The sequence below is a fragment of the Sphingomonas sp. SP1 genome, from assembly GCF_058313395.1.
In genome coordinates, this window is the sequence record NZ_JBZFLC010000001.1 from 1158135 (window position 1) to 1180073 (window position 21939).

Genomic DNA, 21939 nt, shown 5'->3' on the forward strand with positions numbered 1-21939 from the left:
CGACGCAAAAGCCGCGTTGCGAATGGTAAACGTCTTGTTAGGACTTTTGCCATGCGAATGCCGGTTCATGCCATCCGGGCGAAGATCATCGGGCCACAGGCCGTCACCGCCTCGGCCGGGGAGCGCGACGTTTCCGCGGACCTGAAGCTGTTCCTGTTGACCTATGCGGCGGGTTTTTTGAGCGTCAGCCTATTCATCGCCTGATCGCCGAGGACGGCAGGTCGCACGCCAGGTGCAGCTTCCACCCCAGCCAAGCGGAAACCAGGCTTCCCACCGACACCAGCAGCAGGGTTCCCGCGATCGACACCCCCACCGTGACCAGGCCGGTCAGGATCAGCGTCGCCGCGACCATCGCGCCCGAGTTGACAATGTTGTTCGCTGCGACCGTGCGGGCAGTTTCGGACTTGGGCACGGTGGTGGTTAGGAAGGCATAGAGCGGCACGACGAACATTCCGCCTGCGACCGCCACCCCGAACAGGACGGCCACGACCAGCAGCGCCTTCGGATCGGCGAGGAACTGTCCAAGCGAGAGCAGCCGGTCGCTGGTGGGCCAGGTGCGGGCCAGGACGAACAACAGCAGGACGAAAAAGCCCATGCCCAGGGCCGATGCCGGGGCATAGCGGGCGGAAACTTCGCCTTTCAGCAGCCGGTTGATCGCCACCGATCCGACCGCAACTCCCACCGAAAATATCGCCAGGAACAGGGTAGCGACGCTTTGATTGCCGAAGAACACGTTCTTGACGAGTGGCGGAAACTGGGCGGCCAGAACCGCGCCCATCGCCCAGAAGAAGCTGATCGCCATGATCGCCATGAAAAGCCGCGGGATATGCATGGTGGCCTTGATCAGGCGGACGGAGGCGCGAAGGATATGCCAGTCCAGCCCGCGGGAGGGAAACTCCGGGTCGTTATCCGGCTCATCGACCGGTGGCGCGGCGGGGACGAAGTGACCGGAGATGCGCCCGAGAACAGCCACGATCAGTACGCCGGCGGCGGCCCACTCGGCATGGTAGCTGCCGTCCGGATTTTGCAGCACCAGGATACCGCCCAGGATCGTGCCGCCCAGGATCGCGATATAGGTCCCCGCTTCCACCAGTCCGGTCCCGCCCAGGACCTCATCGTCGCGCAGGTGCTGCGGCAGGATCGCGTATTTGATCGGTCCGAAGAAAGTCGAATGCACGCCCATCGCGGCCAGCGCGGTGAGCAGAAGGGGGATGTTATGTAGCAGCAGGCCGGCCGCCCCGAAGACCATGATGCCGATCTCCGCCGTTTTCACCGCCCGAATGATGCGCGTCTTGTCGATCGCGTCGGCCAGCTGTCCGGCAAGCGCCGACAGCAGGAAGAAGGGCAGGATGAACAAGCCGCCCGCGACCGCGCTGAAGGCCGCTTCCTGTTCGGCGGAACGGAAAATGCCGTAGATCACCAGCATCACCATCGCGGTGCGAAACAGGTTGTCGTTGAAGGCGCCGAGGAACTGCGTCACGAATAGCGGCAGGAAGCGCCGCGATCGAAGCAGATGGGTGACATTCTGAAACAAGGGGGCGGGGCTCTCCCGGTGGCAGAGGCGGCGGGCATAGCCAGCTTTCCCGATCCGGCCAAACCCTTATCGCCTGGTCCCTCGTTAACTGACAGCCGGCTTCGAGTGCGCTAGGGGCACACGATCCATGCTGTCGCTGCCCAACCTTCTCACGCTGTCGCGAATCCTTGCGGTCCCGATCCTGGTGTTCCTGTTGTGGCGGCCCACGCCAGTCGATTACCTCATCACCTTCATCCTCTACTGCCTGGTCGGGATTACCGATTATTTCGATGGCTATCTGGCGCGGGCTCAAGGCCAGATCAGCCGGTTGGGCCAGTTCCTCGATCCGATCGCGGACAAGATCATGGTCGCCGCTGTGATCATGATGCTGGTGTCCACCCGCAAGGAGAGTGGCGAGCCACTGATCCACGGGCTGCACATCCTTCCGGCCCTGACCATCCTGCTGCGAGAGATCTTCGTGTCGGGCCTTCGCGAATTCCTCGCGCCGTTGAAGGTCTCGATGCCTGTCAGCAGCCTCGCCAAGTGGAAGACCACCTTCCAGTTGGTGGCGCTCGGCGCATTGATCCTGGCCGGCGCGGTACCGCAGGCCGAGTGGGTGCATTGGGTCGGCCTTGCGAGCCTGTGGGCCGCTGCGACCCTTACGTTGATCACGGGATGGGATTATTTGCGGACCGGTCTCAAGCACATGGACTGAGCCAGGCCACCATCCATCGATTTTGTCCTTGCTACCAACCAAGTTTAATCGTTTCCGACTGTTGCCGAGTTGCCGTAGGGCGACCATCTGGAATTCAGGAGGATATGATCATGGACGCGAAGACTGGTGATCTCGGCGGCGGCTGCCCGATGCGCGAAACCAAGGTCCGCTCGCTCTTGGGGCGGCAGAACAAGGATTGGTGGCCCGACGCGCTGCCCGTCGACATGCTTCACCAGCATGGCACGTCGCCGGATCCGATGGGCCCCGACTACGATTATGCGGAAGCGTTCGGCCAACTCGACTATCAGGCGCTGAAGGCCGACCTTACGGCGCTGATGACCGACAGCAAGGAGTGGTGGCCGGCGGACTACGGCCATTACGGGCCGTTCATGATCCGCATGGCCTGGCACGCGGCCGGCACCTATCGCGTCACGGACGGGCGCGGCGGAGCGAATTCGGGCCAGCAGCGGTTCGAGCCGCTCAACAGCTGGCCGGACAACGGAAACCTGGACAAGGCCCGGCGGCTGCTGTGGCCGATCAAGCAGAAGTACGGCAAGCACATCAGCTGGGCCGACCTGTTCATCCTCGCCGGCAATGTCGCAATCGAAAGCATGGGCGGCCCGGTGCTCGGTTTTGCCGGCGGCCGTAAGGACGTCTATCAGTCGGAGGGCGACACTTTCTGGGGTGCTGAAGAGATCTGGGTCAACCAGGGCGCCCAGACCCGCATCACGGAGGAACTGCCCGAGCTCGAAGGGCCGCTCGCCGCCATCCAGATGGGCCTTATCTACGTCAATCCGGAAGGGCCGGGCGGCAACCCCGACCCGTTGCAGTCGGCGCGCGACATGAAGGCGACCTTCCTGCGCATGGCGATGAACAGCGAGGAAACGGTGGCGCTGACCGCCGGTGGGCACGCCTTCGGCAAGGCGCATGGCGCCAAGCCCGCGGAAAGCTTCGGCAAGGACCCGAGCTCAGAAGAAATCCATCGGCAGGGCTTCGGCTGGATGACCGACGTGGACGAGATCGCCAAGGGCCACATCACCACCTCTGGAATCGAAGGCAGCTGGTCAAACAACCCGACCAAGTGGACCGGCGACTATTTCCGCCTGCTGTTCAAATACGACTATGAGCTGGTGGAGAGCCCGGCCGGGGCCAAGCAGTGGACCCCGATCAACCCCGATCCCGAGGACCTGGCGCCTGACGCCCGCGACCCGTCGAAGCGCGTACCGACCATGATGACCACGGCGGACATGGCGTTGAAGATGGATCCGGAATTCCGCGAGATTTCACTCCGCTTCAAGGACGACCAAAAGGCGCTGGACGACGCCTTTGCTCGCGCCTGGTTCAAGCTGACCCACCGCGACATGGGGCCTAAGATCCGCTACCTCGGGCCGGAAATCCCGGCCGAGGACCTGATCTGGCAGGACCCGGTGCCGGCGGGCACCGCGCCATCGGATGCCGAGGCGAGCGCGTTCAAGGAGAAGGTGCTGGCGAGCGGTCTCTCCGTGTCGCAGCTCGTCAAGACGGCCTGGGCGTCGGCGTCGACCTATCGCAAGTCCGATCACCGCGGCGGCGCCAACGGCGCGCGCATTGCACTTGCGCCGCAGAAGGACTGGCAGGTCAACGAGCCGGAGCAGCTCAAGGTTGTGCTCGACAAGCTCAATGAGCTTCGCGGGTCGATGAGCCTGGCCGATGCGATCGTGCTGGCTGGTTCGGCAGCAGTCGAGAAGGCGGCGAAGGACGCTGGCTTCGATGTCGAAGTTCCGTTCCACGGCGGTCGCGGCGATGCGACGCAGGAGTGGACGGACGTCGACAGCTTCGTCTGGATGGAACCGCAGTCCGACGGCTTCCGCAATTATCTGAAGTCGCGTCAGCCGGTGAAGACGGAAGAACTGCTGCTGGACAAGGCATCGCTGCTTGGCCTGTCCGCGCCGGAAATGACCGTTCTGCTCGGTGGCCTACGAGTGCTCGGCGCCAATTATGGCGACAAGCCCGAGGGCGTTCTCACCAACCGCAAGGGGCAGCTGACCAACGACTTCTTCGTCAACCTGCTCGACAACGAAACCTTCTGGGATCTGGAAGACTCGTCGAGCGACGAAGAATTCATCGGCTATGCCCGCAAGGGTCGTGAGCCCAAGTGGCGGGCGACCCGGACCGACCTGGTCTTCGGGTCGAACAGCCAATTGCGTGCCACCGCCGAAGTCTATGCGGAGCGCGGCAACGAAGAGAAGTTCGTGCGCGACTTCGTGCACGCCTGGACCAAGGTGATGAACGCGGACCGCTTCGACCTGCTGCCGGACCGCAAGGTGTCCCGCGACGTGGCGACCGGCGCGGCCTAATCCTCAAGGGCGGAGGGTTTCGGCAAGCAGCTGAAACTCCTCCGCCCGCGGGCTGCCCCGGCGCCAGATCAACGCGATTTCACGCGCGGCGCTTTCCGACCGGAGTGGCCGCACGGTAATGCCGGTCGACGCCAGCACCCCGGCGTCGACCGCCATCTGCGGGATAAGGGTCACGCCGAGCCCGTTATCCACCATCTGCACCAGCGTGTGCAGCGACGTGCCGAGCATCAGGGAGCCAGTTCGCAGATCCGGTCGATTGCAGGCGGCCAGGGCGTGTTCCTTCAGGCAATGGCCGTCTTCCAGCAACAGCAGGCGACCGGGGGCCAGCTCGTCGGGTTCGACCGCATCGGGCAGATCGTTCGTGCCTGGGGGAAAGGCGACGACGAGTGGGTCGTCGAACAGCGGCGCGCTATCCACGTCGCCGCACGCGAACGGCATCGCAAGCAGCACGCAATCGAGCTGGCCCCGCTGGAGCGATTCACAGGCGGCCTGGCTCGTTTCCTCGCGCAAGTAGAGCTTAAGGTCGGGAAAGCGTTCGCGCAGTCGGGGCAGGACGGTCGGCAACAGGAATGGCGCGATCGTCGGAATGACGCCCATCCTGAGGTCTCCGGCGAGCGGTTGGCCCGCCGCGCGCGCCATATCCACCAGCTCTTCCGCTTCGCGCAGGACGCGCCGGGCCTTTTCGGTCAGTGCAACCCCGGCGGGCGTGAAGCGCACGACCCGGCTGGTGCGTTCGACCAGCGTGATGCCCATCACGGCTTCCAGTTCGCGCAGCGCGGCGGAAAGGGTCGACTGGGTGACGAAGCAGCGTTCGGCGGCACGTCCGAAATGGCCACTGTCGCGCAGGGCGACCAGATATTGCAGCTGACGGAGCGTGGGGAGATAGGAGGCCATCGGTTTCGTCGATCGATAGTCGCCCAGCAATAGCTTTGCCAGATGGGCGGTTCAGTCCCGCAGCGCTTCGCCGGCCAGCGCCTCGATCTGGGTCACCGCCACTTCGCGCACGGCTTCCCGAGGAAGGGAGCAGGCGCGCGCGACTTCCTCACCGACCAGGCTGTCACCGATCGCCAGCAGCGTCAGGCCCAGGGTCATTCGGTCCACCGGGCGGTCGTCGCCGGTCGCCTTCATGACACGAAGGATGCGCTCGATCGTCGTGACAACCGGTTCCAGGGCTTCTCGCTGGCGGGTCAGCGCAATCCAGCCGATCAGTTCGCCTGCGCCTTCGCGGCGGAAGGCATCGAACATGGCGTCGATGACGTGGCGTTCCGTGGCCTGGCCTAACCGGCGCTGCTCGATCACGCCCTCGATTGCCGCCGATACGGTGAGGGCGATGTCCTCGGCCAGCGCGCGCTGCAGGCCGGCCGCGGAGCCGAAGTGATGCAGGAGATTGGCGTGGGTGCGGCCGATCCTGTTCGCCACCGACTGCAGGGTGACCGCCGCTGCACCGTCCGCCTTCAGCAGAGCGCGCGCAGCAGCGAGCGCTGCCGCGCGGCTTTCCTGCGGTGAAACCCTTTTGCGTCCGAGCAGTTTTATTGACATTCTTGTAAGCAATACCGCATAGGCGTAACACCCTCTGGTGGAGGACAGGCATGAGTGTTGCAACCCTGAAGCGGATCTCGGTCACGCCCGAGGACCTGACCATCACCCCGCGCGATCGGCGGTTCGGACGCGGCGACAAGACGGCGCGCTGGTGGCTGGGCGGCGATCCCTATCAGACCGCCATCTACAACGCCCTGTCCGCGACCTTTCCCAAGGGCGAAGCGCACTTCGTCGAATCCGTGCGTGACTTCCGTGACGTCGCCGGCGCGGCCGACCCGAAGCTGGCTGGTGAGATCAAGGCCTTTACCACCCAGGAAGTCATTCACAGCCGGGAGCATGTCGCCTTCAACAAGCGGGCCGAGGATGCCGGTTACGACCTGACCCTGCTGGAACAGCGTGTCGACGAGCAGCTGGAGCTGGTTCGCTCCCGACCGAAGATCGCCGGTCTGGCGTCGACCATGTGCCTTGAACATTTTACCGCCATCGTGGCGCACGAGTTGCTGGCCAACCCGCGACATTTGAAGAACGCGGACCCCGCAACTGCCGACCTGTGGCGCTGGCACGCGGTCGAGGAGATCGAGCACAAGGGCGTGGCCTACGACACCTGGCTGGCGGCCACGAAAGATTGGTCTCGCTGGAAGCGGTGGAAGATCAAGAGCCTGATGATGCTGTTGGTCACGCGCAATTTCATTGTCCACCGGACGGAAGGGGCGATGGAGCTTCTGCGCCAGGACGGGCTGACCGGATGGCGCGTGTTCCTCCGGCTGCAATGGACCCTGTGGGGCTCGCCGGGCATGTTCCGCAAGGTCGGCGGCGGCTGGCTGCATTTTTTCCTGCCTCGCTTCCATCCGTGGAACGAGGACGACCGTCACCTGATCAAAGGCTGGGACGCGACCTATGACTATCGGCAGGAGCCGCCGACCAGGCGGGTGCGGCGAGCCGTCTGAGCGGCCTCCCACGCCCGCGCCACAGTGACACCGTCAGGCCGCCAGGCGTTCCGACCGCGCGGTCAGGCTCAGCCGCAGAACCCTGCTCATTGCTTCCACGCCGCGGGCGCAGCTGAGGCGAGGCGCGGTCAGGCCGGTCGGCACGAAGCCAAGCTTCTCCAGCACGCGGCCACTTGCCGGATTATCCACGAAGTGGCTGGCTTCCAGCCGGGTAAGGCCGAGGGTCCGTGCGATCTCGAGCAGGTGGCGCGATGCCTCCGTTGCGTAGCCCTTTCCCCAATGCGCCCGGGCGATCCAGTAGCCAAGTTCAACCGCCCCCGACGGCCGCCGGCCCAGGCCGCACGAACCGATGAGCTCGGGGTCGCCGCTGGTCCGGGCGAACAGGAGAAAGGTCGGTAGCGCTGGATCCCGCGGTGCCGCCAGAAAGGCTTCGGCTTCCTTCAGGCCGTAGGGCCAGGGTGCCGTGGCCAGATTGCGAACGATCTGCTCGTCGGCGATCGCCGCGGCAAGTGCGGGCGCATCTTCGGCCCAGCCCGGTCTCAGCAGCAGTCTTGTGGTCCGTGCGAACACTTCACTTCTCCCCGCTCGAGGCCCGCTAACCGGTCCTCGTGACAGTTTCGGGAGAAGAAAAAGAAACGGGAATGAGGGGTGCTTCTTCGCCGTCAGGCGGCGGAAAATTTCTTATGCTGGGAGCATAAGAAAAGCCCCTCATGGGGGCTTCCCTCTTCTCCCTTTTCGAAACCCTGTTCGGACCTCGGCTGGGCTGCCCCCTCGTGGAGACCAGCCCTTCCTTGACCAGTCCCTATTCCGCTGCTTCCGTAATTGCCGGCATGGCTTCCACATGCACGTATTTGCGGCCTTGGCGGCCATCGCGGAACGCAACACGGCCGTCGGTAAGCGCAAACAGGGTGTGGTCTTTGCCCAGGCCGACGTTGTCGCCCGGATACCAGCGCGTGCCGCGCTGACGCACGATGATGTTGCCGCCGCGAACCGCTTCGCCGCCGAACTTCTTCACGCCGAGGCGCTTCGATTCTGAATCGCGGCCGTTACGCGACGAGCCGCCTGCCTTCTTATGTGCCATCGTCGATTACTCTTCGGTCTGAGTGGGGGCCGGAGCCGCCTTCTTGCCCTTGCCCTTAGCAGGTGCAGCATTCTGAGTCGAGACGTCGTTGGTTGCCTCGGTACCGGCATCGGCCGGAACCACGCCCTCGGAGCTCGCGACCTCGGCCGTGTCGACCGGCGCGGCCTTGGCCTTGCTCTTCTTCGGAGCCGCGGGAGCAGCCTCGGCGGCGGCCGGAGCGGTCTCAGCGGCCGGAGCGGCCTTGGCAGCCTTCTTGGCGGGAGCCTGCTCTGCCTTCTGGTCACCGATGCTGACGATGCGCAGGATCGTGTGCTGCTGACGATGGCCCTTCTTGCGGCGGTAATTATGGCGGCGGCGTTTCTTGAACACCGTCACCTTTTCACCCTTCGCCTGGGCGATGATCTCGGCCCCGACCGTCAGTCCGTCCGTGCCCTTGAGGTCCGAACCATCGCCGGCAAGGAGGATGTCGGACAGGGTGATGCTGTCGCCGGCATTGCCGTCCAGCTTCTCGACAACGATCTTGTCTCCCGGGGCAACGCGGTATTGCTTGCCGCCCGTGCGCACGATTGCGAACATTGGCTCTTCTCTTTGGTCTAGAATGTCTCGCTCCCACGCGGACGCGCGCCATGGGGCACGGCGATGCGCGGAAAGCGTGCCGCCTAGGGGAGGGTGGTTATGGTGTCAACCGGAAGAGGCGGCACCCGCGGGCGAAATCCGCGCTCGCCGGAAGACCGCGGCAAGGGGCGACCGAGCCCTAATGCTTGTGTTCGCGGCGCAAGGTGTAGCGGCCGGGCTGGAAGCCGTCGAACAAACCGTCGATCGCAGGATGATCGATCGGTTCATCCTCTTCGTCCGGCACCAGATTCTGCTGGCTGACGTAGGCGACGTAGCTCGACTCGGCGTTCTCGGCGAGCAGGTGATAGAAGGGCTGTTCCTTGTGCGGCCGGATTTCGGGCGGGATGGCCTGATACCATTCCTCCGAATTGGCGAACACCGGATCGACATCGAAGATCACCCCGCGGAAGTCGAGCAGGCGATGGCGCACCACCTCACCGATCCCAAAACGGGCGCGGGCCACGGGCGGGGCGATGGTCTCGCCGGTCATATCGAGGGAACGTTCGACACTCGTCATGGCTGCAATCTAGTGCGCCGCGCCGTACAGGCAAGCGCTAGAAGGGGACGGTCTCACCCGCCCAATCGAAGAAGCCGCCGCTATCGGCCGGCGTCAGGCGGTCAAGCACCGCCAGCAGCCGTTCGGCGGCATAGCCGGGGCCGAATAGCCTGTCTGACGGCACGCCGCGCTGGAACGGCTTGCTCATGCCGGTGTCGACGGTCCCTGGATGAAGCGCAACGCACAGCGCCTGTGGCTTCGTCCGAGCAAGCTCGATCGCGGCGGTGCGAACGAATTGATTGAGCGCCGCCTTCGACGCCCGATAGCCGTACCAGCCGCCCAGCCGATTGTCGGTGATGCTGCCGACCCGCGCGGACAGGGCGGCGGCCCGGCCGTCCGACGCAAGCAGCGGTAGAAAATGACGCAGGGCCAGGGCGGGGCCGATGGCGTTGATCGCGAAACTTCGGGCGAGGCGTTCTGCATCGAGATCGCGTAGGCTGCGTTCCGGCTGCAGCGCCTCGTCGTGAAGCATGCCGACGGCAATGATGATCCTGGTGAACGGGGCCTTGCCGGCGCACTTCTCGGCAGCGGCCTCGATGCTGGCGGGCGCCTCGAAATCGATATCCCCGTGACGGCGGGCGAGCCGCACAACCGTGTCGCCCGCAGCCGACATCGCGTCGGCCAGCGCCGCTCCGATGCCGCCCGAGGCGCCGATTACAAGACTGGTCACCATCCGCTTATCGGGCGGCTGCCGAACGATTTCGACCCGCCCTTGAGCACGGGCTAGGCAAGCATGAGGAGCGCTGTTAAAGCGCCGCCCGCGACCATCCGGCCCTCCCGCCGGACCCTTGCTGGCTCATACTCGCGGAGAGGTGGCTGAGTGGTCGAAAGCACCGCACTCGAAATGCGGCGTGCGGGCAACCGTACCGTGGGTTCGAATCCCACCCTCTCCGCCATTCAGCCTTTGTCACCGGAAGCCTTGCGTAGCGGTCGAGCGCGGAGCCGCGCCGTGCCTTTGAACCGGTTTCGAGAGCGCCCAAAATTACCCTCTATTTTGCGAGCCTGTTGTTCTAGCGTAGGCATCGCAACGTGGCGCGAAGGCTGGAGGTTGAGGTGGCCGGACTACCAGGATCGGCTCTCTTGAATAAGAGTCTTGAGGGCGAAGCCACCACAGCGCGTGTCCAGCGCGTGCCCTCGCGTGAGCTCGAACTCTTTATCGTTCGGGAGTTCGTTGACCCTCGCGAATGCGCAGCCTTGATGGAGCTTATTGACCGCAACCGACGACCTTCGACGATCGCGGACGACGTCGGGATCGCCAATTACCGCACCAGCGAGACATGCGATCTCGATTCCAGAATACCGGTGATAGGCGCGATCGATAATCGTATCTCGGCGCTTCTTGGTATTCCGGCGGCTTTCGGGGAGCCATTGCAGGGACAACGCTACGCCCCGGGTCAGGAGTTCGGCCCGCACACCGACACGTTCAATCCGGGCGGGTACGATTTCCTGGTTCATACGGCTCACGGAGGGCAAAGGACCTGGACCGCGATGGTCTACCTCAACGTGCCCGATGAAGGCGGCGCGACACGGTTCAAGCGGATCGGCAAAACGGTTCAGCCGGAGACCGGCAAATTGCTCGCCTGGAATAACCTGCTGCCGGATAGCTCAACGAACGAGGCCACACTTCATCAAGGCATGAAGGTCCGGAAGGGGACCAAGTACATCCTGACCAAATGGTTTCGCGAGCGGCCGGTCGGCAGCTAGCATTCTCGATTAGCGATCCTCAGCGTCCCTGGCGCTGAATCCGGTCCATCGCCCGCAAGGCCACGTAATGGGACGTAACCAGCCGCCCATCCGCAAGCATCAATTCGACATTGTCTGCGAGCAGGACCTTCTCGAAAAGTCTGGCCGCTTCAGCCGGGCGGTCGGTCTTGAGCATCACCAGGCCAAGATTCAGGGATCGCGCGGGGTCGTCCTGGGACACCTTTCCTGCACGGATCTGGCGTTCCGCAGTGGAATAATCCCCTGACAGAATAGCCCTCATCCCCAGGGAATCCCGAGGATAGCCGAACTCCGCCGGTTGAGCAGTCGCCAATGCGGACCACGACAGCGCGGACGCTGCCACGAAAAGGGCTCTGATGCGGTCCATATGCCTCCCCTCTAGCCGCGGATTTGTAACACTCCTGTCATCAACGAGCAAACGTTCTGTAACTTTTCGTTCATGTGGTGCTCAGTTCGCACACCGGTGGAGAGTCCGCGTTCTGTCATGTTTGGCACATTGCGCTGTCACTGACCGTTCCTAGCCCAGCCCATGAGATCGAACGGGGCAGGCGACTCACGCCGACCGCCTCGCGCGTCTTCTTAAGACTCCAGGGAGCGGAGACAGGGCATGTTCAATCGCAATCAATTCCGTAAACTATTGCTGGTCAGCGTCGGCGCCACGATTCTGACCGCATGCGGAGGAGCGGACGATGTCGCTTCCGGCGGCGGGGGCACCGTCATCGTCAATCCGACGCCCACCCCCACTCCGACCCCAACGCCAACCCCGACGCCCACGCCGACAACCGCGGCGGCGGCATGCCCGACCATCACTGGACTGACGCTTGCCGACCAGGGCACCGTCTCGGGCCCGACCGGATCCTATCGCGTGTGCCGCCTGCCCGGGGTCATCTCGGCATCCGTCAACCTGCCCAAGGTCAGCGGTCTCGTCTACCAGATCGCCGGCCGGGTGAACGTCGGCTGCGACGGTGGCCGCGTGGCGCCGACCGCTGGCGCACCCTTCGTCACCCCGACAGTCGGCTGCGGCAGCACCTCGCTGACTGCCGACACCAACGTTACCCTTGGCGTGGATCCGGGCGTGATCTTCATGGCCGAGCCTGGCGCTTCGTGGCTTGCGGTTAATCGCGGCAACAGGATCAACGCGGTCGGCACCGCGTCTCAACCGATCATCTTCACCAGCCGTGAAAACGTCATTGGAACCGCCACCAATTCGTCCCAGGGCCAGTGGGGCGGGGTCGTGCTTTTGGGCCGCGGTTTCACGACGGACTGCAACGTCGGCGTCGCCACCGGTGCTGCGGCGACCCATACCTGTGAGCGCGACACCGAGGGTGCGGCCGATTCGGCTCGCTTCGGTGGTGTGGACAACGGGTACAGCGCTGGGCGGATGAGCTATGTCCAGATCCGCTATTCCGGCTTTGTGCTCGGCGCCAACCGGGAATTGCAGGCGATCACGACCGGGGCAACCGGAACCGGGACGATCCTCGACCACATCCAGGCGCACAACAGTTCGGATGACGGTGGCGAGTTCTTCGGCGGCGCCGTGAACATGAAGTATTTCATCACCACCGGCGCCGACGACGACAGCTTGGACGTTGACACGGGGGCTCAGATGAACCTCCAGTGGGCCCTGCTGCTTCAGCGGCCCGGGTTTGGTGACGCGCTCATGGAGATCGACTCCAACGGCAACGAAACCAACCTGCCGCGGACCAAGCTGCAGGTTGCAAACTTCGTCGCACGACAGAACCAGGTCAGTGCCAGCAACAACGGCGCGAACGCCCTTGCCGCTCTGCATTTCCGGGGCAACTCCGACAATACGCTGATCAACGGCGTCGTGGTGACACCGGACAATGAATGCGTTCGCCTGACGGGCTCCGGCAGCACGTCGGATCGAGTAACGCTGACGGCCCGCTCGGTTGTGCTCCAGTGCGGAGCGACGAAGTACATTACGGACGGTGCCTTCGCCTACACTCCCGCCGAGGTTGCCGCCATCTTCGCCGGCAACAACAACAACGACGCGTTCACCAACACCCTGACCGGGTTCTTCATCAATGGCGCCAACGAGAATGCGGTTGTTGCCACCAACCCGACCACCTTCTCGGGCTTTTTCAACCTTCCCTCGCCGAACCGCATCGGCGCCGCGTGGACCGGTAGTGATACTTGGTATCAAGGCTGGACCTGCAACAGCGACATCGCGAACTTCGGCGCGGTGACGGACTGCACCTCGCTGCCGACGACCTGACGGGCAGGACACATTGAGAGATAGAGGGGGGCGGCCGCAATGCCGCCCCCCATTGCCGCACCTAAACTCTGGGGAATTTTCCATGTCGATAAAGTCGCGGCTCGCAAGCGCGCTCTTGGGTTCAACCGCTGTTGTCTTGCCGTCGATGGCCGTTGCGCAGAATGCGCCAGACGCCCCGACTGCCGCCACTCCGACGGCTGGCGAAGAGGTCGCCCAGCCGCCCGCCGATGCGGCGGATTCGCAAGCCGCCGATGCGCCCCCCGTAGAGGTGTCGACCCCCGGTGGCGGCGAGGAGATCGTCGTCCGCGGTCGCCGGCGCGCGAATCCGGAACGGACCTCGACTCAGGTCGTGAGCGTGCTGTCGAGCGAACAGATCGCCCGTACCGGCGAGGGCAACATCGCCGGCTCGCTTGGCCGCGTCACCGGTTTGAGTGTCGTTGGCTCTGGCTATGTCTATGTCCGCGGACTGGGCGATCGATATTCGTTGGCGCTTCTCAACGGCTCGCCGCTCCCAAGTCCTGAACCACTCAAGCGCGTGGTACCGCTGGACCTGTTTCCCACCGGCGTGATCGCTTCGTCGCTCGTGCAGAAGAGCTACTCGGTCAATTACCCCGGCGAGTTCGGCGGCGGCGTCATCAATCTGACGACGAAGTCCGCGCCGCGGGAGCCGTTCCTAACCGTGGGGGCAGGCGTCGGCTGGGATACATTCACCACCAACAATCTTGGCTACACTTACTACGGCAGTCGGAGTGACTGGACCGGCTTCGACAACGGAACGCGCGACATTCCGTCAGGTCTCCAGAATTTCTTCGATAGCGGACAACGGTTGCCCCAGCTGACCGGTGAAGACCGCCAGCAGATTGCCGGCCAGATCGCCACCGGGCGCAACTCTGTCGTTCAGCGCAACAACAACATCCCGGCAAACTGGTCCGTGAATATTTCGGGGGGCACCAATTGGGAACTGGGCTTTGGCAACCTCGGCCTGATTGCGGGCGTCGGTTACAGCAACAGATGGCTGACCCGCGACGCAATCCAGCAAGGCTCCCTGAGTGCGGACGTTTCCGATCTCGAGACTGATTTCCGGCGGGTCATCACCGACAACCGGATCGTCGTTAACGGACTATTTGGACTGGGTCTGACATTTAACCAGAACCAGATCCGCTGGACCAACCTGTTCATTCGAGACACCCTGAAGCAGGCGCGACTGGGCATCGGGAACCGGCAGGGCACCAACGTCGACTTCCTGCAACAGGACACCGGCTGGTACGAGCGTCAGCTCATCAACACGCAACTCGCTGGCGAATTGAAGCCGACCGACCGGATCAGCCTGGACCTGCGTGCGGGCTATGCAAATTCGCAGCGGGAAGCGCCGTTCGAGCTGTTCTACGAGTCCGTTCGGACCAACAACCCGGATGATCCGTTTGGCGCCCTTTTCATCAATCGTCTCAATAACGGCAACGGCGGCGATGCCACGGTCAGTTTTTCCAATCTGAACGAAGACCTTTATTCGGCGGCCGCCGACTTGAGCTACAAGTTCGCACCCGGATATTCGGTGACCTTCGGCGCTGCATATTCCAATCAGGACCGCGACAGCGAGCGGCGCGATTTCTCGTTCATCGCGCCAAGCACCCTTCCGACCGCAGTCGCGACCCTGCGACCGGATCTGCTGCTTTCACCCGGTGTGATCGATTTCTTCGATATCGATCTTGTCGAAACGAACGAGACCGCGCCGAAATTCAACGCCAAGCTCAAGGTGTTGGCCGGCTATGGCAAAGCCAATCTGCAGTTCACGGACTGGCTCAGTCTCGAAGCTGGCGTTCGCTATGAAAAGGGCAGGCAGGAAGTCGCCGCGGTTCCCGTGTTCGACGACGATATCGCCGATATTCCGGCCACTCTCCAGCGAAAGTCCTATTGGCTGCCGGCCGCGACGGCGACCTTCCAGATCACGCCAGAAATTCAGTGGCGGTTGAGTGCGTCGAAGACCATTGCCCGGCCGCAGTTCCGTGAGCTGATCTTCCAATTCTATTTCGATCCGGAGTCGAACCGCCTCTACCGCGGCAACCCGCTCCTGGTGGACAGCGAATTGTTCAACGCTGAATCACGACTGGAGTGGTACTTCGGCCCTGACCAGCGGGTTGCGGCCGCCGGCTTCTACAAGAAGATCAAGCGACCGATCGAAACCTTCGTTACCGGTGGCGATCTCCAGACATCGTTCGCCAATGCGCCGGAAGCGACGCTCTATGGCGCCGAGTTCGAGGTGCAGAAGTATTTCGGTCTCGATAGCCTGGGCGGCATCTTCCGTGGCCGCCGGCTCGTGGCCGTGGGCAACTACACCTATAGCAAATCGAAGTTGAAGGTCGGCGAAGGCGACACCACGAACATCTTCGGTGTCGGGGAAGCAGTCGCAAGCGACTACTTCCAGAATGGCTCGCCGATGACCGGCCAATCCAAGCACCTCCTCAATCTTCAGCTTGGACCGGAGCACCGCGACCGCCTTTCGCAGCAAACCTTCCTGCTGACCTACGCCAGCAAGCGGGTCGTCAGCCGCGGCCTCAATGGCCTGTTCCCGCAGCCGGACGTGATCGAGCGGCCAGGCCTGCGGCTCGACTTCGTCGCGCGCGAAGGTTTCACTGTTCTCGACCGCGAACTCGAGCTGAAGTTTGAGGCCCGAAACCTCACTGGTCGACGCCACATCGAAACCCAGAGCGCCGGCGACAACGAGATCAACGTCAACACCTACGACCAAGGCCGCATCTTCTCGATTAGTGCGTCAGTGAAGCTTGCTCCCAAGGTTGGGAGAGCGATGCCGGATGTCGTCGCTACGCCAGCGCCGCCGCCGCCGCCGCCACCTGCGACCCAAACCTGTGCGGATGGCAGCGTCGTCGAGATTTCGGTGACATGTCCGCAGCCGCCGGCGCCCCCGCCTCCGCCCGAGCCACAGGCGGAGCGCGGCTAACAACGAGCCGAGGGAATGAGGCGGCAGAGGGCAACACGAAGTCGGCCAAACTGCCTGCCGGAAGTAACAGCTGTGTCACATAGCGTATGCAAATGACGTCGAGGGCAAACGGGCATGAGTCGCATGAAATCTATCAGATATCCGGTAGCCGCGACCATGTTGCTGTTAGGCGCAACTGGCGCTCGCGCGGACGTCATGGAAGTGGGGAAAGGGGGAGCCGCTTGGGTCGCTGGCGGCCCGCCGGCGGCGAGCATTGTCGAACCGCCTCCAACTTCTGCGGAAGCGTCGGCTCACCTGACTGAGGCCCCGTGGAGCGCGGGCCCGCTTCCGTGGCGGGCCAAGGTCGCCGACCTTGCAGCTCGATATGATCTTAGTCCAAGCCTGATCGAAGCGCTGGTCTGGCAGGAAAGCCGGTGGCGAACGGGCGCTGTCTCAAGTGCCGGCGCTCGCGGATTGACCCAGCTTATGCCTGGCACCGCGCGCGACCTGGGCGTCAACCCGGATGATCCTTTTGCCAACCTGGAGGGCGGCGCGCGTTACCTCCGAATGCAGCTTGATGCGTTCGGTGGCGACGTCGAGAAGGCACTTGCCGCATACAATGCTGGGCCCGGCCGGGTTCGTCGCGCGGGCGGAGTACCCGCTATTTCGGAAACACGGAATTATGTCGCCGCCATTCTAACGCGGCTGTCGCAAAACGTTCGGAGATGAAGATGCATCTGCACCGCTTGATTGTCGCGTTCGGCCTTTCCTTGACTGCGCAGGCAGCCTCGGCCCAGGCCGCTGACCCGCAAGGATCCGGCCCTATCGTCTCGGCGCTTCAGTGGCTGCAGGGCACTTTGATGGGCAACGTAGCCACCGCGATCGCCGTGATGGCCGTGGCGGCGGTTGGCTTCATGATGCTGACCGGACGTCTGAACTGGCGCATGGGCGCCACCGTCATCATCGGCTGCTTCGTATTGTTCGGAGCTGGGGCAATCGTCTCCGGCATTCAGGCCGTCAGCGGCGTCTGATCGGACGTGGAACTCTCCCGCTATCCGGTGCATCGCGCGCTCACCCGTCCGCAGATGTTTGCCGGCGTGACCTACAGTTTCTTTATCATCAACGCTGCAGTCACGACTGAGCTGTTTCTGATCACTCGCAGCTTTCTCGCGCTGCCGATCGCGTTGATGATCCACGCTGTCGGCTATCTCGCCTGTATGCGCGAACCAAGAGTGTTCGACCTTTGGCTGACCAAGGTCAGTCGCTGCCCCCGCGTCCGTAATTGGAAGCTGTGGGGCTGCAACAGCTACTCGGCCTGAGAGGAGACCGCGTCGTGCCCAAGATGACTTCAGGCCTCGCATGGGCAAAGAAGGAAGCGCACGCCGGAGATCGGTTGCCTTACCTGTCCATGATCGACGAGAACGTCGTACTCCTGCGCGACGGTTCGGTGATGTTGTCCCTGTTGGTTCCAGGACTTCCTTTCGAAACGGCCGACACCATCGAACTGAACTCCCACTCCGCGACGCGGGAGCTGCTGTTGCGGAGCACGCTCGACGCTCGGTTCGTTCTCTACCACCACGTCGTCCGACGTCGCGTCGACGTTGAACTGGAGGCGGCGTTCGACGATCCGATGGCTGCGCACATCGATGCGCGCTGGCGAGATAGCCTCCGCGGCGGCGCGCTTTTTGTGAACGACCAGTTCGTCACTCTTGTTCGACGGCCGGCCAGGGGGAAGGTCGGCTGGGCAGAGCGCTTGCAGCGCCGCGCAAAACAGCGCGCTTCAGAGATCGAGGCCGACCCCACCGATCTTCGCGCTCTCCGAGCCGCGGCGACATCGATTGCCGCCTCGCTAGGCGGATATGGCGCGCGCTTAATCGGCGATTACGAAGGGACGAGCGGGAATTGCTCCGAAGTGCTCGAACTACTGTCCGCTCTTTACAACGGGGAAATGCGCCCGGTGCGCCGTCCCTCGGATGGTACGGACCTCGGTCGAATGCTGCCGTACCGCCGTGTGAACTTCGGGCTAGATGCCCTGGAATTGCGCGGGGCGGGAGGTAGCGAGTTCGCATCCATCCTGTCCTTGAAGGATTACCCCGACAGCACCGGGCCTGGCCTCACCGATGCGCTTCTTCGACTGCCTTGTGAATTGGTTCTTACCGAAACCTATGCCCCGGCGGATCGCCAGGTCGCTCGTGAACGGATCGACCTTGCGATCCGCCGGCTCAAGTCGGCCGATGAAGAAGCTATGGCGGAGCGCCGCGAGATGCATTCTGCTCGCGACGCACTTGGCGTGGGATCGGTCGGCTTCGGCGATCATCACCTGACCGTGCTGGTCCGTTCTGACCGGCTTGATCGACTGGACGAGCTTACCGCCGCCTGTGCAAGCGCATTGGCCGATGCAGGCGCGGTCGGAGTCCGTGAGGACGTCAACCTGGAGCCAGCGTTCTGGGGTCAGTTTCCGGGCAATGAGGGCTACCTTGTACGGCGCGCATTGATCTCCAGCGCGAATATGGCGTGCTTCAGTTCGCTCCATGGTTTTTCGATCGGCCAAGCGTCCGGCAATCATTGGGGGGATGCGGTCACACTGTTGCAGACCACCAGTTCCACTCCGTTTTTCTTCAATTTCCACCAGGGTGATCTTGGCAATTTCACGGTGATCGGACCGTCGGGCTCGGGCAAGACGGTCGTTATGAACTTTCTTGCCGCACAAGCGCAGAAGTTCTCTCCGCGCACGATCATGTTCGACAAGGACCGCGGTGCAGAAGTGTTCGTGCGGGCAACCGGCGGCTGTTACAGCCGTATCGCGGCGGGACTGCCAACCGGTTTCAATCCTTTGGCCTTGTCCGACAATGCCCTTAACCGCTCCTTCCTGCGCGACTGGCTTGGCGTGCTGCTGAACGCGAATGGTCCGGAGGAGACCGCAGTCATCGCGCAGGCGGTGGATGCCGCTTATGCCAACGATGAGGCTCTTCGGCAGCTGTCCCATTTCCGCGAATTGCTCGCGGGCGCTCGCCGTCCTCAGCCAGGAGACCTTGCCAGCCGGCTGGAGCCTTGGTTGCAGGGCGGGGAGCATGGCTGGCTGTTCGACAATCCGAGTGACGAACTGAACCTGTCGCCCAAAGTCATCGGCTTCGACATGACCGCGCTGCTGGAGTCTCCGCGGCTGCGCACTCCGGTGATGATGTACCTGTTCCATCGAATTGAAGAACGGCTCGATGGCGACCCGACCATGATCCTGATCGACGAGGGCTGGAAGGCCCTCGACGATGAAGTCTTTGCCGCGCGCATCCGTGACTGGCTGAAGACCCTTCGTAAGCGCAATGCGCTCGTCGGCTTTGCCACGCAGTCGGCCCGGGACGCGCTCGACAGCCGCATCTCCGCGGCGCTGGTGGAGCAGACCGCCACCATGATCTTCATGCCGAATGCCCGTGCGCGTGCCGAGGATTATTGCGACGGTTTTGGGCTCACGGCGCATGAGCTGGACCTCATCCGCACCCTTCCGGTTCACAGCCGCTGCTTCCTCATCCGACAGGCCGACGCGTCCGTGGTGGTTCGCCTGGACCTGTCCGGAATGCCGGAGCTGATCACCATTCTGTCGGGTCGCGAAAGCAGCGTCCGGCGGTTGGATTCCTTGCGTCAATCCTACGGGGACGCGCCGGCCGCTTGGTATTCCTCGCTTACCGGGGAAGCATGGCCGGGTGAACCGGATGAGAATTCCGCGCCGATCTGGGTGGCCGCCGAATGAGCCGATGCGAGGAACTCGCCGCAGGCGCCAGCGCCGGCGTTGCGCCAGCGCTTCGAGCAGTCGATTGCCTCTCCAACGAGGCGACGGCGAGTGCGTTCGGGCGCCTGTTCGGCGGCAGCGGTTCGCTGCTCCCCGCGCTGACGATCCTGCTGACCCTTTATATCGCGTTCTTCGCCTTTTCCCTTTTGACCGGCCGGAGCAGGCTGGGCGTTTCCGCGCTGACCCCCCGAATGCTGACCCTGGGGCTGGTACTCACATTTGCGACCAGCTGGGTCGCATACCAGGGTGTCGTTTGGAACCTCGCGGTTGGCGCGCCCGACCAGATCGCCGGGGTCTTGACCGGGACGGGCGGGTCCGCGACCCAGATTTTCGGCGACAAGATCGACATTCTGTTCGCCTCGATTGCGGAGGTATCGGCATCCGCTGATGCCGCTCAGGCCGCAGCCGGCGGCGATCCGGGGGCAGCCGCTGCCGCCGCAGCCTCAGCCTCAGGGACGTTCACGCCGACCAATCTAATCTGGTTCGCTGCCGTTTTGTTGATGCTCGGTACGGTCGGTGTCCTCGTGACGGCCCGCATCGCGCTTGCGGTCCTGCTTACGCTCGGCCCCGTCTTTGTCGTGCTCGCCCTGTTTGGCGGAACCCGCGGATTGTTCGCCGGCTGGTTGCGCGGCGTTGTCCTGACCTCCGTCGCGCCCCTGTTCGCCGTGCTCGGCGGGAGCTTCATGATTGAGCTCGCGGTCCCGGTCGTTGTGCAATTGCGAGGGGCAGAAGGGGTCGACGGTCGTGCGGCCATGGCCCTGTTTTTGATCGCGGCAGTCCATGTCGCGCTGATGGTCATGGTCATGAAGGTTGCCGCGACCATGGTGAATGGCTGGACCGTTTTCGGGCTGGCGGAGAATGGTCGCGAAGGGGGCAACGCCAAACCTTCTCCCTCGTCCATACGCGGTGAAACCGTCAGCACCTCCAGCATGCTTGCCACGCAGCAGACTACCTCAGCCGGAAGCGCCCGGACGATGGGCGCGGCACTTGCTGCGTCCAGTGCCGCGAATGTCCTCCCCGCACATCCGACCGCTCCGATGATCGCTAACCGCCCGGGGGTAGTGACCCCGGTTCATGCCGCCGCTGGTCCATTGCAAACGCCTGCCCGGCACCGACCCCGCGGGGTCGGGAGCCGGTTCCGCCCAACTACCGCGATCCCCCGGGAGATGTTTCGATGATCCGCTTGGCTTTGTTCAGCTTGAGTTTGCTGGCGGGGACCCCGTCAGCTTTCGCCGCCGACGGCCGGCTGGCGTCGCGCCTGTACGCCGCCGACGAGGTCGTCCGTATCGATGGCCGTGCAGGCGTTCAGGCGACAATCGCCTTCTCGGAAGACGAGCATATCGAGAATGTCGCAATCGGCGATTCGAACAGTTGGCAGGTCACCCCGAACAAGCGTGCAAACCTTTTGTTCGTGAAACCGCTTGCGCCCCGCGCCCAAACCAATCTCACCGTGGTAACCGACAAGCGCAGCTACTTCTTCGACCTCGTCGCGTCGCCGGCCGCGAAGCCGGTGTACCTGCTTCGGTTCAGCTACCCGGCCGACGACAAGTCGACCAAGCCTCAGATGCGCGGTCCGGCCTTGTCAACCGAGGAGACGCAGATCGCGCTTGGGGCTCGTCCCTCCGACCCAGCCACTCTGAACTATGGCTGGATTTCCAAGGGCAAGACCAAGCTGCTTCCCGCGCGCGTCTACGATGATGGGAATACGACCTATCTAAGCTGGACTCCGGGCGTCCAGGTGCCCGCGATTCTCATGCGCAATGAGAAGGGCGAGGAAGGTCCGGTCAATTATGCCGTTCGCAATGATGTCATTGCGATTGAGGGCGTGCCCACCCTGATCGTTCTGCGGGCCGGCAAGGACATGGCAACACTCCAGTATGCTCGGGCCGCAGAGCCGGCAACCAAGCCGGCCCAAGTTGCTGCCGCCGGCAACATCGCGCGTCCGTAGGAGGATAATGCA

At 63.5% G+C, this 21939-nt stretch carries 21 protein-coding genes, 1 tRNA gene and 1 pseudogene; 14 read left to right on the top strand and 9 right to left on the bottom strand.

Translation table 11 applies throughout. The features are described from left to right. Positions 1 to 51: 51 nt before the first annotated feature. Positions 52 to 204: a hypothetical protein gene (locus AC4GYS_RS05880; RefSeq protein WP_491108157.1), complete on the top strand. Its 153-nt coding sequence runs from the start codon at positions 52 to 54 to the stop codon at positions 202 to 204. Here AC4GYS_RS05880 and AC4GYS_RS05885 read toward each other — a convergent pair. Further along, positions 194 to 1534: an MFS transporter gene (locus AC4GYS_RS05885; RefSeq protein WP_491108158.1), complete on the bottom strand. Its 1341-nt coding sequence runs from the start codon at positions 1532 to 1534 to the stop codon at positions 194 to 196. The genes AC4GYS_RS05880 and AC4GYS_RS05885 overlap by 11 nt on opposite strands. Positions 1535 to 1661: 127 nt before the next feature. Here AC4GYS_RS05885 and pgsA point away from each other — a divergent pair, with 127 nt between their 5' ends. Beyond that, on the top strand, positions 1662 to 2228 hold the full coding sequence (gene pgsA / locus AC4GYS_RS05890) for a CDP-diacylglycerol--glycerol-3-phosphate 3-phosphatidyltransferase (RefSeq protein WP_491108159.1): 567 nt from the start codon (positions 1662 to 1664) through the stop codon (positions 2226 to 2228). Between the two features lie 110 nt (positions 2229 to 2338). Beyond that, complete coding sequence (gene katG / locus AC4GYS_RS05895) at positions 2339 to 4564, top strand: catalase/peroxidase HPI (protein ID WP_491108160.1); 2226 nt, start codon at positions 2339 to 2341, stop codon at positions 4562 to 4564. 3 nt (positions 4565 to 4567) lie between these two features. Here katG and AC4GYS_RS05900 read toward each other — a convergent pair whose 3' ends face one another. Both AC4GYS_RS05900 and AC4GYS_RS05905 read right to left on the bottom strand, forming a co-directional pair. Further along, the gene (locus AC4GYS_RS05900) at positions 4568 to 5458 is read right to left on the bottom strand and encodes a LysR substrate-binding domain-containing protein (RefSeq protein WP_491108161.1); all 891 of its coding nucleotides are present in this window, start codon (positions 5456 to 5458) and stop codon (positions 4568 to 4570) included. A 51-nt stretch (positions 5459 to 5509) separates the two neighbouring features. After that, the gene (locus AC4GYS_RS05905) at positions 5510 to 6103 is read right to left on the bottom strand and encodes a TetR family transcriptional regulator (RefSeq protein ID WP_491108162.1); all 594 of its coding nucleotides are present in this window, start codon (positions 6101 to 6103) and stop codon (positions 5510 to 5512) included. Between the two features lie 50 nt (positions 6104 to 6153). On the opposite strand from AC4GYS_RS05905, the gene AC4GYS_RS05910 reads away from it, so the two are divergent. After that, positions 6154 to 7050, top strand: coding sequence for a metal-dependent hydrolase (locus AC4GYS_RS05910; RefSeq protein ID WP_491108163.1), 897 nt, complete (start codon positions 6154 to 6156; stop codon positions 7048 to 7050). 33 nt (positions 7051 to 7083) lie between these two features. On the opposite strand, the gene AC4GYS_RS05915 is transcribed toward AC4GYS_RS05910, so the two are convergent. From AC4GYS_RS05915 to AC4GYS_RS05935, 5 genes and pseudogenes are all read right to left on the bottom strand, one after another. Continuing rightward, positions 7084 to 7620, bottom strand: a complete 537-nt coding sequence (locus AC4GYS_RS05915; protein WP_491108164.1) for a GNAT family N-acetyltransferase — start codon at positions 7618 to 7620, stop codon at positions 7084 to 7086. A 232-nt stretch (positions 7621 to 7852) separates the two neighbouring features. Beyond that, a complete protein-coding gene (gene rpmA, locus AC4GYS_RS05920; RefSeq protein ID WP_491108165.1) occupies positions 7853 to 8131 on the bottom strand; it encodes a 50S ribosomal protein L27 in 279 nt (92 codons plus the stop codon). A gap of 222 nt (positions 8132 to 8353) precedes the next feature. After that, positions 8354 to 8707 (bottom strand): annotated as a pseudogene (rplU, locus tag AC4GYS_RS05925) (50S ribosomal protein L21); the annotation flags it as partial. Positions 8708 to 8885: 178 nt separating this feature from the next. Continuing rightward, entirely contained in the window at positions 8886 to 9263 is a 378-nt protein-coding gene (hspQ, locus tag AC4GYS_RS05930) for a heat shock protein HspQ (protein WP_491108166.1), read from the bottom strand. A 37-nt stretch (positions 9264 to 9300) separates the two neighbouring features. Further along, on the bottom strand, positions 9301 to 9975 hold the full coding sequence (locus AC4GYS_RS05935; RefSeq protein ID WP_491108167.1) for an SDR family NAD(P)-dependent oxidoreductase: 675 nt from the start codon (positions 9973 to 9975) through the stop codon (positions 9301 to 9303). 133 nt (positions 9976 to 10108) lie between these two features. Here AC4GYS_RS05935 and AC4GYS_RS05940 point away from each other — a divergent pair. Then, positions 10109 to 10198, top strand: a tRNA-Ser gene (locus AC4GYS_RS05940). 184 nt (positions 10199 to 10382) lie between these two features. Next, positions 10383 to 11006, top strand: a complete 624-nt coding sequence (locus AC4GYS_RS05945; protein WP_491109368.1) for a prolyl hydroxylase family protein — start codon at positions 10383 to 10385, stop codon at positions 11004 to 11006. A gap of 19 nt (positions 11007 to 11025) precedes the next feature. On the opposite strand, the gene AC4GYS_RS05950 is transcribed toward AC4GYS_RS05945, so the two are convergent. Continuing rightward, complete coding sequence (locus tag AC4GYS_RS05950) at positions 11026 to 11286, bottom strand: hypothetical protein (protein WP_491108168.1); 261 nt, start codon at positions 11284 to 11286, stop codon at positions 11026 to 11028. A 345-nt stretch (positions 11287 to 11631) separates the two neighbouring features. Here AC4GYS_RS05950 and AC4GYS_RS05955 point away from each other — a divergent pair, with 345 nt between their 5' ends. The 8 genes from AC4GYS_RS05955 (at position 11632) to AC4GYS_RS05990 (ending at position 21927) form a co-directional block, all read left to right on the top strand. Continuing rightward, a complete protein-coding gene (locus AC4GYS_RS05955; protein WP_491108169.1) occupies positions 11632 to 13260 on the top strand; it encodes a beta-helix domain-containing protein in 1629 nt (542 codons plus the stop codon). An 82-nt stretch (positions 13261 to 13342) separates the two neighbouring features. Further along, complete coding sequence (locus AC4GYS_RS05960) at positions 13343 to 16216, top strand: TonB-dependent receptor domain-containing protein (protein ID WP_491108170.1); 2874 nt, start codon at positions 13343 to 13345, stop codon at positions 16214 to 16216. A gap of 114 nt (positions 16217 to 16330) precedes the next feature. After that, entirely contained in the window at positions 16331 to 16924 is a 594-nt protein-coding gene (locus tag AC4GYS_RS05965; protein WP_491108171.1) for a lytic transglycosylase domain-containing protein, read from the top strand. Next, on the top strand, positions 16921 to 17226 hold the full coding sequence (locus tag AC4GYS_RS05970) for a TrbC/VirB2 family protein (protein ID WP_491108172.1): 306 nt from the start codon (positions 16921 to 16923) through the stop codon (positions 17224 to 17226). Before AC4GYS_RS05965 ends, AC4GYS_RS05970 begins: the two co-directional genes overlap by 4 nt. A gap of 6 nt (positions 17227 to 17232) precedes the next feature. Next, on the top strand, positions 17233 to 17514 hold the full coding sequence (locus tag AC4GYS_RS05975; protein WP_491108173.1) for a VirB3 family type IV secretion system protein: 282 nt from the start codon (positions 17233 to 17235) through the stop codon (positions 17512 to 17514). A 23-nt stretch (positions 17515 to 17537) separates the two neighbouring features. Further along, on the top strand, positions 17538 to 19940 hold the full coding sequence (locus AC4GYS_RS05980) for a VirB4 family type IV secretion/conjugal transfer ATPase (RefSeq protein ID WP_491109369.1): 2403 nt from the start codon (positions 17538 to 17540) through the stop codon (positions 19938 to 19940). Beyond that, positions 19937 to 21157, top strand: a complete 1221-nt coding sequence (locus tag AC4GYS_RS05985; protein WP_491108174.1) for a TrbL/VirB6 family protein — start codon at positions 19937 to 19939, stop codon at positions 21155 to 21157. The genes AC4GYS_RS05980 and AC4GYS_RS05985 overlap by 4 nt, the downstream gene beginning before the upstream one ends. Then, positions 21154 to 21927, top strand: a complete 774-nt coding sequence (locus AC4GYS_RS05990) for a TrbG/VirB9 family P-type conjugative transfer protein (RefSeq protein WP_491108175.1) — start codon at positions 21154 to 21156, stop codon at positions 21925 to 21927. The genes AC4GYS_RS05985 and AC4GYS_RS05990 overlap by 4 nt, the downstream gene beginning before the upstream one ends. The last annotated feature ends 12 nt before the right edge of the window (positions 21928 to 21939 follow it).

Bases quoted from the DNA above. Each gene is read 5' to 3' on its own strand.
- AC4GYS_RS05970 (WP_491108172.1), top strand. From the start codon at position 16,921: ATGAAGATGCATCTGCACCGCTTGATTGTCGCGTTCGGCCTTTCCTTG.
- AC4GYS_RS05985 (WP_491108174.1), top strand. From the start codon at position 19,937: ATGAGCCGATGCGAGGAACTCGCCGCAGGCGCCAGCGCCGGCGTTGCG.
- AC4GYS_RS05880 (WP_491108157.1), top strand. From the start codon at position 52: ATGCGAATGCCGGTTCATGCCATCCGGGCGAAGATCATCGGGCCACAG.
- AC4GYS_RS05900 (WP_491108161.1), bottom strand. From the start codon at position 5,458: ATGGCCTCCTATCTCCCCACGCTCCGTCAGCTGCAATATCTGGTCGCC.
- AC4GYS_RS05935 (WP_491108167.1), bottom strand. From the start codon at position 9,975: ATGGTGACCAGTCTTGTAATCGGCGCCTCGGGCGGCATCGGAGCGGCG.
- katG (WP_491108160.1), top strand. From the start codon at position 2,339: ATGGACGCGAAGACTGGTGATCTCGGCGGCGGCTGCCCGATGCGCGAA.
- hspQ (WP_491108166.1), bottom strand. From the start codon at position 9,263: ATGACGAGTGTCGAACGTTCCCTCGATATGACCGGCGAGACCATCGCC.
- AC4GYS_RS05965 (WP_491108171.1), top strand. From the start codon at position 16,331: ATGAGTCGCATGAAATCTATCAGATATCCGGTAGCCGCGACCATGTTG.
- pgsA (WP_491108159.1), top strand. From the start codon at position 1,662: ATGCTGTCGCTGCCCAACCTTCTCACGCTGTCGCGAATCCTTGCGGTC.
- AC4GYS_RS05950 (WP_491108168.1), bottom strand. From the start codon at position 11,286: ATGAGGGCTATTCTGTCAGGGGATTATTCCACTGCGGAACGCCAGATC.
- AC4GYS_RS05955 (WP_491108169.1), top strand. From the start codon at position 11,632: ATGTTCAATCGCAATCAATTCCGTAAACTATTGCTGGTCAGCGTCGGC.
- AC4GYS_RS05990 (WP_491108175.1), top strand. From the start codon at position 21,154: ATGATCCGCTTGGCTTTGTTCAGCTTGAGTTTGCTGGCGGGGACCCCG.
- rpmA (WP_491108165.1), bottom strand. From the start codon at position 8,131: ATGGCACATAAGAAGGCAGGCGGCTCGTCGCGTAACGGCCGCGATTCA.
- AC4GYS_RS05910 (WP_491108163.1), top strand. From the start codon at position 6,154: ATGAGTGTTGCAACCCTGAAGCGGATCTCGGTCACGCCCGAGGACCTG.
- AC4GYS_RS05980 (WP_491109369.1), top strand. From the start codon at position 17,538: ATGACTTCAGGCCTCGCATGGGCAAAGAAGGAAGCGCACGCCGGAGAT.
- AC4GYS_RS05960 (WP_491108170.1), top strand. From the start codon at position 13,343: ATGTCGATAAAGTCGCGGCTCGCAAGCGCGCTCTTGGGTTCAACCGCT.
- AC4GYS_RS05905 (WP_491108162.1), bottom strand. From the start codon at position 6,103: ATGTCAATAAAACTGCTCGGACGCAAAAGGGTTTCACCGCAGGAAAGC.